Here is a 15,871-nt window from a genome sequence, read left to right as displayed (position 1 = left end):
AACATTCGCCGCACCAGCGGTACCTGAGAAGGCGCAGCGGCCTCACGCCCGACCACGTGGTCGGGCACTCACCAGCCCGCCGCCCGGCGGGCAGTAACAACCCTCCACTCTCGAAGGAGAGAACATTGCGCACACGGAAGTTCGCAGCAGTTGCAGCGGGGCTCACCATGACCTTCGCCCTCGCTGCCTGCGGTGGTGGCGGTGCCGGTAGCGGCGACGAGGCCTCCGAGCCCGCGGGCAACGGTGGCGACAGCGCCGCCGGCGACCAGACCATCGGCGTCGCCATGCCCACGCAGACCTCCGAGCGCTGGATCGCCGACGGCCAGGCCGTCGAGAGCCAGCTCGAGGAGGCCGGCTACACGGTCGACCTGCAGTTCGCCAACGACGACATCCCCACGCAGACCCAGCAGATCGACCAGATGATCCTGCAGGAGGTCGACCTCCTCATCATCGCCTCGATCGACGGCACCGCGCTGACCAGCCAGCTCGACGCCGCCGGCGCCGCGGGCATCCCGGTCATCGCCTACGACCGCCTCATCAACGGCAGCGAGAACGTCGACTTCTACGTCACCTTCGACAACTACAACGTCGGCGTGCAGCAGGCCACCTCGCTCCTCGTGGGCCTGGGTCTCCTCAACGCGGACGGCTCGGAGAACCCCGACGCCCCCGAGGGCCCGTTCAACATCGAGGTCTTCGCCGGCTCGCCGGACGACAACAACGCCGGGTTCTTCTTCAACGGCGCGATGGACACCCTCAAGCCGTTCCTCGACGACGGCACGCTCGTCGTGCCCTCGGGCCAGACGGAGTTCGACACCGTCGCCACGCTGCGCTGGAGCCAGGAGGCCGCCCAGCGCCGCATGGAGGACCTCCTCACCTCCACCTACACCGGTGGCGAGGAGCTGCACGGGGTGCTCTCGCCCTTCGACGGCATCTCCCGCGGCATCATCACCGCGCTCCAGGGCGCGGGCTACGGCCCGACCCTCGAGGAGGGCCTGCCGGTCGTCTCCGGCCAGGACGCCGAGATCGCCTCGGTGACCCTCATCGACCAGGGCGTGCAGTTCTCGACGATCTTCAAGGACACCCGCAAGCTCGCCACCGAGTCCGTCCGCGCGGCGCAGGCGTTCCTCGAGGGCAGCGAGCCCGAGGCGAACGACACCGAGACGTACGACAACGGCGTGAAGGTCGTCCCGTCCTACCTCCTCGAGTCGGACATCGTCTACGCCGACAACATCACCGAGCTCCTCGTGGACTCCGGGTACTACACCGCCGAGCAGGTCGAGCAGGGCTCCTGACCCGTCCCTGACCTGACGGTGCGGGGCCGGGCAGCGCGCCCGGCCCCGCACCCCCCGCACAACCACGAGAAGTGAGGCGGCATGACCGACAACATCTTGGAGATGCGCTCCATCACCAAGACGTTCCCCGGCGTCAAGGCGCTCCAGGACGTCACCCTGGAGGTCCGGCGCGGTGAGATCCACGCGATCTGCGGGGAGAACGGCGCCGGCAAGTCGACGCTGATGAAGGTCCTCTCGGGCGTCTACCCGCACGGCACCTACGAGGGCGAGATCCACTACGACGGCGCGGAGGTGCGGTTCGGGTCCATCAACGACTCCGAGGCGCACGGCGTCGTCATCATCCACCAGGAGCTGGCCCTGGTCCCGCACCTGTCCGTCGCCGAGAACATCTTCCTCGGCAACGAGACCCGCGGCACCGGTGGGCTGATCAACTGGAACGAGACGAACTCCCGGGCCGCCGAGCTCCTCGAGCGTGTCGGCCTGACCGAGAACCCGACGACGCCGGTCGGTCAGCTCGGCGTCGGCAAGCAGCAGCTCGTCGAGATCGCCAAGGCGCTGTCCAAGGACGTGCGCCTGCTCATCCTCGACGAGCCGACGGCGGCGCTCAACGACACGGACTCCGAGCACCTGCTCGGCCTGCTGCGCCAGCTCAACGCGCAGGGCATCAGCTGCATCATGATCTCCCACAAGCTCAACGAGATCGCCGACATCGCCCACCGCACCACGGTCATCCGCGACGGCCGCACGATCGAGAGCCTCGACATGGCCTCCCCCGAGGCCACGCAGGACCGGATCATCCGCAGCATGGTGGGCCGCGACCTCGAGCACCGCTACCCCGAGCGCACGCCGCAGATCGGGGACGAGGTCCTCCGGGTGGAGGACTGGACCGTCCACCACCCCACCCAGGCGGGACGCGTCGTCGTCGACAACGCGAGCTTCGACGTCCGCGCGGGTGAGGTCATCGGCATCGCCGGCCTCATGGGCGCGGGCCGCACCGAGCTGGCGATGAGCCTGTTCGGGCGCAGCTACGGGCGCGACATCTCCGGGCGGGTCTTCCTCCACGGCAAGGAGATCAAGGTCCGCACGGTCAGCGAGGCCATCGACAACGGCATCGCGTACGTGAGCGAGGACCGCAAGCGCTTCGGCCTCAACCTCATCGAGAACATCCGCCGCAACATCTCCGCCGCCGGCCTGCGCCGGCTCGCGCCCCGCGGCTGGGTGGACGCGAACGAGGAGCTCAAGGTCGCCGAGGACTACCGGGCCAACCTCAACATCAAGACGCCGTCCGTGCTCGCCACCGTCGGGAACCTCTCCGGCGGCAACCAGCAGAAGGTCGCGCTGTCGAAGTGGCTCTACACCGAGCCGGAGGTCCTCATCCTCGACGAGCCGACCCGAGGCATCGACGTCGGCGCCAAGTACGAGATCTACACCATCATCAACCGCATGGTCGCGGCGGGGAAGGCGGTCATCGTCATCTCCTCCGAGCTTCCCGAGCTGCTCGGCATCTGCGACCGCGTCTACACGCTCGCGTTCGGGCGTATCACCGGACAGCTGCCCGTCGAGCAGGCCACCCAGGAGAAGCTCATGGCGCTCATGACCACGGAGAAGGAAACCGCGAAATGACCGGCATCACGAACATCCGGGAGCTCATGTCCCGGAACCTGCGACAGAGCGGCATCCTCATCGCCCTGGTGGCGCTCGTGGCGCTGTTCACCTTCCTCAACCCGAGCTTCCTCAGCCCGGGCAACCTCACGAACATCGTCCTGCAGTACTCCTACATCCTCATCCTCGCCATCGGCATGGTCATCGTCATCATCGGTGGTCACATCGACCTGTCGGTCGGGTCGGTCGTCGCCCTCGCGGGCGCCGTCGCCGCCGTCCTCGTCGTCAAGGGCGGCCAGCCGTGGTGGGTCGGCGTCCTCGCCGCCATGGGCGTGGGCCTGGCCGTGGGCGTGTGGCAGGGCTTCTGGGTCGCCTTCATCGGGATCCCGGCGTTCATCGTCACCCTCGCCGGCATGCTGCTCTTCCGCGGCATGACCTACCAGGTGCTCGACAACGTCTCCCTGTCGCCCTTCGGTGGCACCTACTACCAGATCGCCAACGGCTTCCAGAACGGCCTGCTCGGCGGGTACGGGTACGACGCGCTCACGCTCATCGTCTTCGGCCTGGCGGTCGCCGGCTACGCCTTCACCCAGGTGCGCGCCCGCCGCGGGGCCCTGCGCTACAAGCAGGCGGTCGAGGCCTTCCCGCTGTTCATCCTCAAGATCGTCGTCGTCGGCGCGGTCGTCATGTGGTTCGGCTACCAGCTCGCCGTCAACCGCGGCCTGCCGAACGTCCTCATCATCCTCGCGCTGCTCATCATCGTCTACACGGTGATCACCCAGCGCTCGGTGTTCGGGCGCCACGTCTACGCGATCGGTGGCAACCTCCCGGCCGCCCAGCTCTCCGGCGTCAAGGTCAAGAAGGTCAACTTCCTCATCTTCGTCAACATGGGCCTGCTGTCCGGCATCGCCGGCATCGTCTACTCCTCGCGCATGAACAGCGCCCAGCCCGCGGCCGGCAACATGTTCGAGCTCGACGCGATCGCCGCCTGCTTCATCGGTGGCGCCGCCGTCACCGGTGGCGTCGGGCGCGTGACCGGCGCCATGGTCGGCGCGCTCATCATGGCGGTCATGACCAACGGCATGCAGCTCATGGGCGTGCCGACCTCCACCCAGCAGATCGTCAAGGGTCTCGTGCTCCTCCTGGCCGTGGCCTTCGACGTCTACAACAAGCGCCGCGCCGGGGCTCGCTGAGCCCGCGTCGCACACGAGGGGCCGACCCGCCTGGGCCGGCCCCTCGTCGCACTCTCCCCCTCACCTACCCCGTGGAAGGACCACCGATGGAGCACCCCCACCAGCTGGCCGAGGCGATCCGCGAGGGCCGCACCTCGCTCGGCATCGAGCTCGGCTCGACCCGCATCAAGGCCTGCCTCGTGGGCCCGGACCCGACGCAGGTCCTGGCCGTGGGCTCCCACGAGTGGGAGAACGAGTTCTCGGGCCGCATGTGGACCTACTCGCTGGAGTCCGTGTGGTCCGGCCTCCAGGCCGCCTACGCCGACCTCGCCGCGGACGTCGAGCGCCGCTACGGCGTGCTCCCCACGACCTTCGGCGCGATGGGCGTCTCGGCGATGATGCACGGCTACCTCGCCTTCGACGCCGACGACGAGCTCCTCGTCCCCTTCCGCACGTGGCGCAACACCACCACCGGCCCCGCCGCCGCCGAGCTCTCCGAGCTCCTCGGCGTCAACATCCCGCTGCGCTGGTCGGTCGCGCACCTCCACCAGGCCGTGCTCGACGGCGAGGAGCACGTCCCGCAGACCCGCTTCCTCACCACCCTGGCCGGGTACGTCCACTGGCGGCTCACCGGGCGCCGGGTGCTCGGTGTCGGGGACGCCTCGGGCATGTTCCCGATCGACCCGGCCACCGGCACCTACGACGCCGGCATGCTCGCGAAGCTCGACACGCTGCTCGCCGGGCGGCTGCCCGTCGCCCGCGCCGTCGACCTCCTCCCCGAGGTGCTGAGCGCCGGCCGGCCCGCCGGCGAGCTCACCGCCGAGGGTGCCGCGCTCCTCGACCCGTCCGGCACCCTGCGGGCCGGGGTCCCGCTGTGCCCGCCCGAGGGCGACGCCGGCACCGGGATGGTCGCGACGAACGCCGTCGCTCCCCGCACCGGGAACGTCAGCGCGGGCACGAGCATCTTCGCCATGGTCGTCCTCGAGCGGCCGCTGGCGGGGATGCACCACGAGATCGACCTCGTCACCACCCCCGCCGGGGACCCGGTCGCGATGGTCCACTGCAACAACGGGGCCAGCGAGCTCGGCGCGTGGGCGGGCCTGTTCGGCCGCTTCGCGGAGGCGGCCGGCACCCCGCTGAGCGGTGACGCCGTCTTCGCCACGCTCCTGTCGGAGGCGCTGGACGGCGAGGCGGACGCGGGCGGGCTGCTCGCCTACAACTACCTCGCCGGGGAGCCGATCGGCGGGCTGACCGAGGGGCGCCCGCTCGTCGTGCGCACGCCCGACAGCCGCCTCACCCTGGCGAACTTCGTCCGGGCGCAGGTGTACGGCGTCTTCGGCACGCTGAGCATGGGGATGCAGGTGCTCGCCGGGCAGGGCGTGGCGATCGACCGGATGCTCGCCCACGGCGGCATGTTCCGTACCGCCGGCGTCGCCCAGCGTCTCCTCGCCGGTGCGCTCGACGCGCCCGTGGCCGTCGGGGAGACGGCCTCCGAGGGCGGCGCGTGGGGCATCGCGGTCCTCGCTTCCTACCTCTCCGCGGCGCAGGACACCGACCTCGCCGGCTACCTCGACGGGCAGGTCTTCGCCGGGGCGTCCTTCGACACCGCGCAGCCCGACCCGCAGGACGTCGCCGGCTACGCGGCCTTCCTCGAGCGCTACCGTGCCGGGCTCGCGGCCGTGGGGGCCGCCGTCCAGGCCCTCTGAGGCACTCGTGGACGCAGCAGGGGCCGGCCCGCGCGGGCCGGCCCCTGCTGCGTCCGCTCACGCGGGTCAGCTCCTGCGCCGCACCGAGATCGCGCGCTGCAGGATGACGAAGGCGAGCAGCACGATCCCGATGAACACGCGGGTCCACCACGAGTCGAGCCCCTCACGGGCGATGAGGACCTGGATGAGGCCGTAGACGAGCACCCCCACCCCGGTGCCCAGGACGAAGCCGACGCCGCCGGCGAGGAGCGTCCCGCCGATGACGACGGCCGCGATCGCGTCGAGCTCCATCCCGATCCCGGTGAGGTTGAACCCGGAGCGGGTGTAGAAGGCGAAGAGGATCCCCGCGATGCCCGCGCACGTGCCGCTGATGACGTAGACGAGGATCCGTGTCCGCTCCCCGCGCAGCCCCATGAGCCGGACGGCCGACCCGTCGTCCCCGCTGCCCAGGCCGTAGACGGTGCGCCCGAAACGCGTGTAGTGCAGGAGGTAGAACGCGAGGAGGAGGACGACGGCGGCCACGATCATGCTCGAGTTGACCCGCCAGATGCCGCTCCCCTCCCCGAACTGCAGGCTCCAGGAGGCCAGCGCGGCGAAGCCGGGGTCGTCGATGGCGAGCGACTGCACGCTGACGACGTTGGCCAGGCCGCGGGCGAGGAACATGACGGCGAGCGAGGCGATGAAGGGTTGGATGTCGAACACCTGGACCATGACGCCGATGAGCAGGCCGCACAGGGTCCCGATGAGGACGCCGACCACGAGCATGACCGGCAGCGGCACCCCGGCGATGGACAGCTGGGCGACCGTGAGGCCGACGAGTGCGACGACGGCACCGACCGAGAGGTCGATCCCGCCGGTGAGGATGACGAAGGTCATCCCGACGGCGAGGACGAGCAGGTAGGAGTTGTCCACCAGGAGGTTGGAGAACAGTCGCATGCTGACGAAGCTCGCGTTGTCCGTGCTGTAGCGGGCCTGACCGACGCCGAGCATGACGACGAGGGTGGCGACCGTGCCCACCACCGGGAGGAAGCGCCGGTCCAGCCGGCCGATGCGTGCCCGCAGCGCCGACCCGGCGCCGGGCGGCGTGGCCTGCGGGCCCGCCGCTGCCGTTCCGCGGGTCTGGGTCTGTGATCTCACGCTGCCACCTTCTCGGGGTTGACGTCTGCCCGGGCCCGCCGCAGCTGCACGCGCTCGCGCAGGATCGGCGACGCCGCGACCGTGACGGCGATGAGGACGAGCGCCTTGAACAGCGGTGTCGTCTCGGAGGGCAGCTGGAAGATGATGACGGCCCGCTCGATGGTGCTGAGGATGAGCGCACCGACGACGACGCCGCCGAGGTAGAAGCGCCCACCGGAGAGCTTGGTGCCGCCGAGGACGACGACCATGATCGCGTCGAGCTCCCGCATGAGGCCGATGTTGTTGGCGTCGGCCGCCATCGTCGGGGCGCCGTAGACGATGCCGGCGAGGGCGGCGAGGAGCCCGGCGATGACGTAGACGATCCACGTCGTGCTCCGCGCCTTGACGCCGGAGAGGCGGGAGGCCTCCCCGTTGATGCCGATGGACTCGAGGAACATCCCGAGCGCGGTCCGCCGGACCACCAGGCTGAGCAGCACGAACACCGCGAGCGCGATGACCACCGGGGTCGGGACCCCCAGGACGAAGCCCGAGCCGATCGACTTGAAGGGCGGACTGGTCACCGTGGTGATCTGGCCCTGGGTGATGAGCATGGCGATGCCCCGCCCGGCGACCATGAGGATGAGCGTCGCGATGAACGGTTGGATCCCCAGGACGGTGACGAGGAAGCCGTTGAAGACACCGACGAGCGTGCCGACGAGCAGCCCGAGGCCGACGGCGGTGACCGCCGTGGCGGCACCTGGGTCGGCCGCGCCGTCGATGTACTCGAGGGACACGGCGAGGGAGATCGCCATGACCGCGCCGACCGAGAGGTCGATGCCGCCGGTGGCGATGACCAGGCACATGCCCAGCGCGAGCAGGAGGGGCGTCGCGCTGTTGCGGGCGATGTCGACCAGCTGGCCGAACAGGTGCCCGTCGCGGACGGTGATCTCGAGGAAGCCGGGGCTGCGCAGCCCGCAGGCGAGGACGAGGAGGACGAGGGCGACGACCGGCCAGAACATGCCGTGGCTCGAGACGTCGCGCAGCAGGGTACGCCCTGCCGGGCGGTCGGTGGACGCGGTCATGACTCCTGTGCTCCGCTCGCGATGGTCTCGAGGATGGCCCCGGGGGTGACGTCGTCGTCGTTGGCGACCTCCGCGATGACCTGGCGGTCGCGGAGCACGAGGATCCGTTCGCTCAGGCGCACCACCTCCTCCAGCTCGGAGGAGATGAACACGACGGACATGCCGTCCCGGGAGAGGTCGGCGACGAGCTTCTGGATCTCGGCCTTGGCCCCGATGTCGATGCCGCGGGTGGGCTCGTCCAGGACGAGCAGCCGCGGGGAGGTGGCGAGCCAGCGGGCGAGCAGCACCTTCTGCTGGTTGCCGCCGGAGAGGTTCTTGATGAGGGCGTTGGGGTTGGGTGGGGTGATGTCGAGCGCCGCGATGTACTTGGCGACGATCGCGTCGAGCTCCTTGCGCGGGATGGGCCGCCACGTGCCGCGGCCGGCCTGGAGCGCCAGGGCGATGTTCTCCCGGACGGTGAGGTCCCCGACGATCCCCTCCTTCTTGCGGTCCTCGGTGGAGAAGGCGATGTCGTGGCTCAGCGCGGCCCGCGGCGAGCTGAGGCGCACGGGCGTGCCGTCGACCTCGACGGTGCCGTGGTCGGCCCGGTCGACGCCGGCGAGCAGCCGCCCCGCCTCGGTGCGTCCGGACCCGAGCAGCCCGGCCATCCCGACGATCTCCCCCGCGTGCAGCTCGAGGTCGAAGGGCTCGATCGAGCCCTCCTTGCCCAGCCCCACGACCCGCAGGAGCGCCGTGCCGCCGCTGAGGTCGCGGGCGGCGACCTCCCGGGCCTCCTGCTCGATGTCCTCGAAGGCGTCGCTCGCGCGGCCGATCATCTGGGAGATGAGCTCGAGGCGCGGGAGGTCGGCCGTGCGGTGCTCCCCGACGAGCCGCCCGTTGCGCAGCACCGTCATCCGGTCGGAGATCTCGTAGACCTGCTCGAGGAAGTGCGAGACGAACAGGACCGCGACCCCGGTGTCCCGCAGCTGGCGGACGACCCGGAAGAGCTCGGCGACCTCGGCCTTGTCCAGGCTCGAGGTGGGCTCGTCGAGGATGAGGACCTTGGCGTCGACGACGATCGCCCGGGCGATGGCGCACAGCTGCTGCACGGCGATGGTGTGCGAGGCGAGCGGCGAGCGGGGGTCGATGTCGAGCTTGAGCTGCGCGAGGTGGCGCGCCGCCTCGCGGTGGGTGGCGCGCCAGTTGATGAAGGGGCCGGAGCGGACCTCGTGCCCGAGCATGACGTTCTCACCGACCGTGAGGTTCGCGCAGAGGTTGACCTCCTGGTAGACGGTGCTGATCCCGGCGGCCTTGGCCGCGCCGGGGTCGCTGAAGCGCTGCTCGCGGCCGGCGACGACGACGCGCCCGGCGTCGATCCCGTAGACGCCGGTCAGCGCCTTGATGAGAGTGGACTTCCCGGCGCCGTTCTCGCCCATGAGGGCGTGGACCTCGCCGGGGAACAGCCGGAAGTCGACGCCGTCGAGCGCCTTGACACCGGGGAACGTGATCGTGATCCCGGTCATCTCGACGACCGGGGTGGGTGCAGCGGACATCGCCGACCTTCCCTGTAGGTGTGGGGTGACTGACGCCGGCCCGCCACCGTGGCGGGCCGGCCTCGGGTCAGTACGGCCGCGCGTCCACGAACTCCTGGGTGATCGTCTGGTCGAAGGCGCTCTCCTCGACGAAGGTCTGCTCCGGGACCTCCTCGCCGGCGTGCACCTGGTTGATGAGCTCGGCGAGCTGGTCGCCGAACACCGGGTTGCACTCGACGACGTAGTTGAACTTCCCGTCGACGAGGGCCTGGAGCCCGTCCTTGACGGCGTCGACGGTGACGATGGTGATGTCCTCGCCCGGGACCATCCCGGCCGCCTCGATGGCCTCGATCGCGCCGAGCCCCATGTCGTCGTTGTGGGAGAAGATGAGGTCCATGTTCGGGTAGGCCTGCAGCGCGGCCTCGACGGCCGTGCGCCCCTCGGCGCGTGTGAAGTTGCCGCTCGCCTCGCCGATGACCTGGTCACCGACGACCTCCCGGAAACCCTCCTGGCGGTCGACCTGCGCGCCGGAGCCCATCGTGCCCTGGAGCTCGAAGATCTGGGCGTCCGGGTGGTTCTCGGCCACCCACTCCCCCGCCGTGACGCCCTCGGCGCGGAAGTCCGAGCCGATCCACGTGACGAAGGGGTCCTCGACCGTCGTCTCCACGGTGCGGTCGACGAGGACGACGGGGATCCCGGCGTCCTTGATCTCCTGGAGCACCTGGTCCCAGCCGGTCTCGATGACCGGCGAGAAGGCGATGACGTCCATGTCCTGCGAGACGAAGTCGCGCAGGGCCCGGATCTGGTTCTCCTGCTTCTGCTGGGCGTCGACGAAGGTGAGGTCGATCCCGTTCTCCTCGCTCAGGCTCTCCTGGACCGACTGGGTGTTGGCCGTGCGCCACCCGCTCTCGGCTCCCAGCTGGGAGAACCCGACCCGGATGAGCTCCTCACCCCCGCCCCCGCCGCCGGTCGCGCCGTCGTCACCGCCGTCGCCGTTGCCTCCGCCACAGCCGGCCAGGGCCAGCATCGCGGCCGTTGCCAGTGCCGCCGTCGCCCGCAGGCGTGCGCCTCTGCTACTGAACATGTCTCCTCCTCGAGAGCATCGACTTCGATGCCTGTCGCACCTAGGGTGCGTGTCAGTGTGTTAGCGCTCTCATTGTGGGCGTTAACATTTGCTCGGGTCAAGGGGTCAGCGCGGAGCTTCGCGGTCGAGGTCGACCGTCCGGCCGCCGCCCCGCCCGGACGCGAGCAGTCGCCGCAGACACCGCTCTGACCTGCAGGGGTAACGATGAACGCACCACTGACGCCACGCCGCTCTCCCGTGATGGCGGACGTCGCCGCGCGCGCCGGGGTCTCCCACCAGACGGTCTCCCGCGTCCTCAACTCCCCCGCCCTCGTGCGGCCGGCCACGCGGGAGCGGGTGCGCCGGGCGATCGCCGACCTCGGCTACCGACGCAACCTGTCGGCGCGGGCGCTGGCGACGAACCGGAGCCAGCTCATCGGCGTCGTCGCCCCCGGGGTCACGCTCTTCGGCCCGAGCCACGCGACGACGGCCATCCAGCACGCCGCCCGGGCCGCCGGGTACGCCAGCGTGACCGCCGCGATCGAGGACGCGACGGCGAGCGCGCACGACGTCCTCGAGTTCTTCCTCGACCTGCGCGTCGACGGGATCGTCGTCGTGGCCCCCACCGTGGCGACCGCCGAGGCGGCGCACGGGCTCGCCGTCTCGCTGCCCGTCGTCGTCATCTCCGCCGACCAGCCGGCCTCGGGGCCGCTGCACATGGTGACCATCGACCACCGCCAGGGAGCGCGGGACGCGACCGCCCACCTCGTGGGGCTCGGGCACCGGCACGTCGCGCACGTCGCCGGGCCGGCCGACTGGTTCGACGCCCGCGCGCGCGTCGAGGGCTGGCGCTCCCAGCTCCGGGACGCCGGCCTGCCGGTCCCCGACGTCGTCGAGGGTGGCTGGGACGCCCGCCAGGGCTACGCGGCCGGGCAGCGGCTCCTCGCGCGGCGCGAGGTCCCCACGGCGGTCTTCGCCGCGAACGACCAGCTGGCCCTCGGTCTCCTGCGCGCCGTCGACGACGCCGGCCTGCGCGTCCCCGACGACGTCGCCGTCGTCGGGTACGACGACGTCCCCGGCTCGGCCTTCTACGGGCCACCGCTCACGACGGTGCGCCAGCCCTTCGAGGACGTCGGCACCCAGGCCATCGAGACGCTCCTCGCCGTCCTCGCGGGAGACACCCCCGCCCCGGCGACCACCCGGCCCGAGCTGGTGGTGCGTGCCTCCTCCGGGCCCCACGTCGCGCGCTGAGCGCCCGGCCCACGGGACGGCAGAGGGGCCGGCCCGCCCGGGCCGACCCCTCTCCCGCGTCCCGCTACAGGCCCTGGGCCAGGCGGTAGTAGGCGAGGTTGAGGCGCAGCTCGTCGCGGAAGGCCCGCGCCGAGGTGTCCTCGTCGATGACGGCGAGCTCGATGCCGGCGATGGTGGCGAGGTCGTCGAAGGCCTCGATGCCCAGCGCCGTCGACATCACGGTGTGGTGGGCCCCACCGGCGGTGAGCCAGCACTCCGCGGAGGTCGCGAAGTCCGGGCGCGGCTCCCACACGGCGCAGGCGACGGGCAGGTTGGGCAGGTCCTCGTCGGGCTCGACGACGTCGACGACGTTCGCCGTGAGACGGAAGCGCTCGCGCAGGTCGGCGAGGGAGACGAGGACGGCCGGGCCGGGGTCCGCGGTGAACTTGAGCCGGACCGGGTCCTCACGGTCCCCGATGCCGAGCGGGTGGATCTCCAGCGACGGGCGGTCCTCGGTGAGGGTCGGGCAGATCTCGAGCATGTGCGCGCCGAGGATCTTCTCCCGGCCCGGGGTCAGCTCGTAGGTGTAGTCCTCCATGAGGGAGGCGCCGCCCGGGAGGCCGTAGCCCATGACCTTGGCCGCACGCACGAGGACGGCCGTCTTCCAGTCGCCCTCGGCGCCGAAGCCGTAGCCGTCGGCCATGAGGCGCTGGACGGCCAGGCCGGGCAGCTGGCGCAGCCCGCCGAGGTCCTGGAAGTTCGTCGTGAAGGCGGTGAAGCCGCCCTCCTCGAGAAAGGCGCGCAGCGCCAGCTCCTGGCGGGCGCCGTAGCGCAGCGACTCGCGGCGCTCACCGTCGGGCCCGAGCTCGGGGACGACGTCGTACAGCGCGTCGTACTCGGCGACGAGCGAGTCGATCGCGGACTCCTCGACGGCCTCGACCCGCGCGACGAGGTCGTTGACGCCCCACGTGTTGATCGAGACGCCGAGCGCGATCTCCGCCTCGGTCTTGTCCCCCTCGGTGACGGCGACGTCGCGCATGTTGTCGCCGAAGCGGGCGACGCGCATGTGCTGCAGCGCGTCCCAGCCGGCGGTCGCGCGGGCCCAGGTGGCGATCTTGTCGCGCACCGGCTCGGAGCTGGCGTGCCCGACGACCGTCTTGCGCGCCACCCCCATCCGGGTGGCGAGGTAGGCGAACTCCCGGTCGCCGTGCGCCGCCTGGTTGAGGTTCATGAAGTCCATGTCGATCGTGGACCACGGCAGCGCGAGGTTGGCCTGGGTGTGGAGGTGGAGGATCGGCTTGTCCAGGGCCTCGAGGCCGAGGATCCACATCTTCGCCGGCGAGAAGGTGTGCATCCACACGATGACGCCGAGGCAGCGCGGGTCGGCGTTCGCGGCGCGGGCGGTCTCGCGGATCGTGTCCCGGTCCTTCATCGTGCCCTTGAGCACGATGCGCACGGGGATCTGCGCGGCCTCGTCGAGCGTCGCGACGATCTGCGCCGACTGCTCGGCCACCTGCGCCAGGGTGTCCTCGCCGTAGAGGTCCTGGCTCCCGGTGAGGAACCAGATCTCCTTGCCCTCGAAGGGGTTGTCCATGTTCAGCTCTCCTGCTCGGCGTCGCCGGCGTGCTGGCCGTAGACGTTCTGGTAACGGTCGTAGAGGCGGTCGATGTCGGCCTGGTCCATCGGGACCGGCGTGCCGAGCTGACGGGCGAGGAACGTCGTCCGCGCCACCTCCTCGACCATGACGGCGGCCTTGACGGCGGCGCGGGCGTCCTTGCCGATGGTGAAGGGTCCGTGGTTCTGCATGAGCACCGCCGGCGAGCGCGACTCGCGCAGGGTCTCGACGATGCCGCGGCCGATCGAGTCGTCACCGATGAGCGCGAACGGGCCGATGGGCACGGGCCCGCCGAACTCGTCGGCCATCATCGTCAGCGTGCACGGCACCGGCTCGCCCACGGCCGCCCACGCCGTCGCGTAGGGCGAGTGGGTGTGGACGACGCCGCCCACCTCGGGCATGTGCCGGTAGACGTAGGCGTGCGCGGCGGTGTCGGACGAGGGCTGGAGGTGCGCCGCGGTGCCGTCGTCGATCTTCGTGCCGTCCAGCTCGCACACGACCATGAGCTCGGGCGCGAGCTCGTCGTAGGAGACGCCCGACGGCTTGATGACGAGCAGGTCGGTGCCCGGCACCCGCTGGGAGACGTTCCCGGCGGTCCACACGACCAGGCCGTTGCGGGGCAGCTCGGCGTGGAGGTCGGAGACGACGGCGCGCGTGGCGGCCACCGCCTCCTGCTGCTCGGCGGTGAGGTCGGTCAGCGCTCTCATCGCGCGCCCTCCCTCGTGCCGGTGACGGAGGTGGTCCTGCTGGGAGTCATGCGTGTCCTCACGTTTCGTCGTCGTCGACCCAGTTCCCGTCGATGTTACCGCTCACATCAGCGGTTGGGCGAGTATCCACGCGCGGAGCACGACTCCCGCCCGGGAAATGCGAGCGACGATCTCCCGCCGCGGCCGACGGTCCGCACCTAGTGTGCGACACGCACCGACGCGCAGGCGGCCCCGCGCGGGACAGCGGGCCGGCGCGTGCCGCGCAGACGGCACAATGGGCCGAGGAACCCGATAGGAGAGCCCAGTGGACAACGTCGTGCCAGGGAAGGCCAGACGCTCGCCGGTGATGGCGGACGTCGCCGCGCGTGCGGGCGTGTCCCACCAGACCGTCTCGCGGGTGCTCAACGCCCCTGACCTCGTGCGCCCCGCCACCCGTCGGCGGGTGCAGGAGGCGATCGAGGCTCTCGGCTACCGCCGCAACATGTCGGCGCGCGCGCTGGCCACCCGCCGCTCCCACCTCATCGGCGTCGTCACCCCGGCCGTCACGCTCTTCGGGCCCAGCCACACGAGCCTCGCCATCCAGGAGGCCGCCCTCGACTTCGGCTACGCGACGATCAGCGCGGCCACCGAGACCGCGCGCGCCAGCCCCACCGACGTCCTCGACTTCTTCCTCACCCTCGGCGTGGACGGCATCATCGTCGTCGCGCCGACGATGCAGACCGCGGTCGAGGCGCAGCGGCTCGCCGGGACGCTGCCCGTCGTCGCCATCGCCACCGGCATGCCCGACCCCGGCCCGCTCCACGTCGTGGCCATCGACAACGAGCAGGGCGCACGGGACGCGACGGCGCACCTCATCGCCCTGGGCCACGAGCACATCGCCCACATCGCCGGGCCCGACGAGTGGTTCGACGCGCGGGCGCGCGTCGTGGGCTGGCAGGCCGAGCTCGCCGAGGCGGGGCTGCGCGTGCCCGAGCCGGTGAGCGGCGGCTGGGAGGGCGCCGACGGCTACGCGGGTGCCCAGCAGCTCCTCGCCCAGCCCGAGCTGCCGACCGCCGTCTTCGCCGCGAACGACTACATGGCCCTCGGCGCGATGCGTGCCTTCCACCAGGCGGGGCTGCGGATCCCCGAGGACATCGCCGTCGTCGGCTACGACGACGTCGCCGGCTGCGAGTTCTACGAGCCGCCGCTCACGACCGTCCGCCAGCCCTTCGAGGCGCTCGGCCGGCACGCTATCGACACCCTGTTCGCGGCCCTCGAGGGACGCAGCGGGGACCCCGAGCCGAACCGGCCCGAGCTCGTGGTGCGCGAGTCCTGCGGCGCCCAGCGGGGCGAGCCGGTCGGCTGACCGGGGTCGGCCTCGACCGCCCCGGGCTGAGCCGGCGCCCGGCCACGGCTCACCGACCGAGGCGTGCTCCTACGATCGGAGCACGACCGTTACCGAGGGAGACCGCATGTCCGTCGTCAAGATCAACGCCATCTCCGTGCCCGAGGGCGCGGGCCCCCAGCTCGAGGCCCGCTTCTCCGCTCGCAAGCACGCCGTCGACTCCGCCCCCGGCTTCGAGGGCTTCCAGCTGCTGCGTCCCGTGGCCGGCGAGGACCGCTACTTCGTCGTGACGACGTGGGCGAGCCAGGCCGACTTCGAGGCGTGGCGCGACTCCCAGGAGTTCTTCCACGGCCACGGCGGGGGCGGCCGGCCCGTGGCCAGCGGCGCCGAGCTCCTCGAGTTCGAGGTCGTCGACCTGACCTGACGCCGGCGCCACCCCCGCCGCGGGCGG

Annotated in this window: 13 protein-coding genes; 7 read left to right on the top strand and 6 right to left on the bottom strand. The window is 71.3% G+C overall.

Annotation, left to right across the window (positions count from 1 at the left end):
* Positions 1-167 precede the first annotated feature (167 nt).
* The 4 genes from chvE (at position 168) to GD632_RS02345 (ending at position 5,772) form a co-directional block, all read left to right on the top strand.
* Positions 168-1,292: a multiple monosaccharide ABC transporter substrate-binding protein gene (gene chvE / locus GD632_RS02360; protein WP_152188387.1), complete on the top strand. Its 1,125-nt coding sequence runs from the start codon at positions 168-170 to the stop codon at positions 1,290-1,292.
* An 81-nt stretch (positions 1,293-1,373) separates the two neighbouring features.
* Entirely contained in the window at positions 1,374-2,915 is a 1,542-nt protein-coding gene (mmsA, locus tag GD632_RS02355; RefSeq protein WP_152188247.1) for a multiple monosaccharide ABC transporter ATP-binding protein, read from the top strand.
* Positions 2,912-4,087, top strand: coding sequence for a multiple monosaccharide ABC transporter permease (gene mmsB, locus GD632_RS02350; protein ID WP_152188244.1), 1,176 nt, complete (start codon positions 2,912-2,914; stop codon positions 4,085-4,087). Before mmsA ends, mmsB begins: the two co-directional genes overlap by 4 nt.
* Positions 4,088-4,173: 86 nt before the next feature.
* The gene (locus GD632_RS02345; protein WP_152188242.1) at positions 4,174-5,772 is read left to right on the top strand and encodes a xylulokinase; all 1,599 of its coding nucleotides are present in this window, start codon (positions 4,174-4,176) and stop codon (positions 5,770-5,772) included.
* A gap of 66 nt (positions 5,773-5,838) precedes the next feature.
* On the opposite strand, the gene GD632_RS02340 is transcribed toward GD632_RS02345, so the two are convergent.
* The 4 genes from GD632_RS02340 to GD632_RS02325 all read right to left on the bottom strand — a co-directional run bounded on the left by GD632_RS02340 (position 5,839) and on the right by GD632_RS02325 (position 10,565).
* Complete coding sequence (locus GD632_RS02340) at positions 5,839-6,834, bottom strand: ABC transporter permease subunit (protein WP_452176638.1); 996 nt, start codon at positions 6,832-6,834, stop codon at positions 5,839-5,841.
* Positions 6,835-6,905: 71 nt separating this feature from the next.
* Positions 6,906-7,970, bottom strand: a complete 1,065-nt coding sequence (locus GD632_RS02335; protein WP_152188238.1) for an ABC transporter permease — start codon at positions 7,968-7,970, stop codon at positions 6,906-6,908.
* On the bottom strand, positions 7,967-9,502 hold the full coding sequence (locus GD632_RS02330; RefSeq protein ID WP_152188236.1) for a sugar ABC transporter ATP-binding protein: 1,536 nt from the start codon (positions 9,500-9,502) through the stop codon (positions 7,967-7,969). Before GD632_RS02330 ends, GD632_RS02335 begins: the two co-directional genes overlap by 4 nt.
* A gap of 67 nt (positions 9,503-9,569) precedes the next feature.
* Positions 9,570-10,565 (bottom strand): ABC transporter substrate-binding protein, encoded by a 996-nt coding sequence (locus tag GD632_RS02325; protein ID WP_152188233.1) that lies wholly within the window; start codon positions 10,563-10,565, stop codon positions 9,570-9,572.
* Between the two features lie 204 nt (positions 10,566-10,769).
* On the opposite strand from GD632_RS02325, the gene GD632_RS02320 reads away from it, so the two are divergent.
* The gene (locus GD632_RS02320; RefSeq protein WP_226924427.1) at positions 10,770-11,795 is read left to right on the top strand and encodes a LacI family DNA-binding transcriptional regulator; all 1,026 of its coding nucleotides are present in this window, start codon (positions 10,770-10,772) and stop codon (positions 11,793-11,795) included.
* A gap of 64 nt (positions 11,796-11,859) precedes the next feature.
* Here GD632_RS02320 and araA read toward each other — a convergent pair whose 3' ends face one another.
* Together araA and GD632_RS02310 are read right to left on the bottom strand one after the other, a co-directional pair.
* Positions 11,860-13,368 carry an L-arabinose isomerase gene (araA, locus tag GD632_RS02315; RefSeq protein ID WP_152188231.1) on the bottom strand — a complete coding sequence of 503 codons (1,509 nt, stop codon included), beginning with the start codon at positions 13,366-13,368 and terminating at the stop codon, positions 11,860-11,862.
* Positions 13,369-13,370: 2 nt separating this feature from the next.
* Positions 13,371-14,096 carry an L-ribulose-5-phosphate 4-epimerase gene (locus GD632_RS02310; RefSeq protein WP_152188229.1) on the bottom strand — a complete coding sequence of 242 codons (726 nt, stop codon included), beginning with the start codon at positions 14,094-14,096 and terminating at the stop codon, positions 13,371-13,373.
* A 304-nt stretch (positions 14,097-14,400) separates the two neighbouring features.
* On the opposite strand from GD632_RS02310, the gene GD632_RS02305 reads away from it, so the two are divergent.
* Both GD632_RS02305 and GD632_RS02300 read left to right on the top strand, forming a co-directional pair.
* Positions 14,401-15,441, top strand: a complete 1,041-nt coding sequence (locus GD632_RS02305; protein ID WP_226924425.1) for a LacI family DNA-binding transcriptional regulator — start codon at positions 14,401-14,403, stop codon at positions 15,439-15,441.
* Between the two features lie 106 nt (positions 15,442-15,547).
* The gene (locus tag GD632_RS02300) at positions 15,548-15,844 is read left to right on the top strand and encodes an antibiotic biosynthesis monooxygenase family protein (RefSeq protein WP_152188227.1); all 297 of its coding nucleotides are present in this window, start codon (positions 15,548-15,550) and stop codon (positions 15,842-15,844) included.
* The last annotated feature ends 27 nt before the right edge of the window (positions 15,845-15,871 follow it).

This window comes from Georgenia satyanarayanai (assembly GCF_009193135.1).
Lineage (GTDB): Bacteria > Actinomycetota > Actinomycetes > Actinomycetales > Actinomycetaceae > Oceanitalea > Oceanitalea satyanarayanai.
Note: the sequence above shows the minus strand (reverse complement) of the source record. Positions and strands in the feature narration are given on the sequence as shown.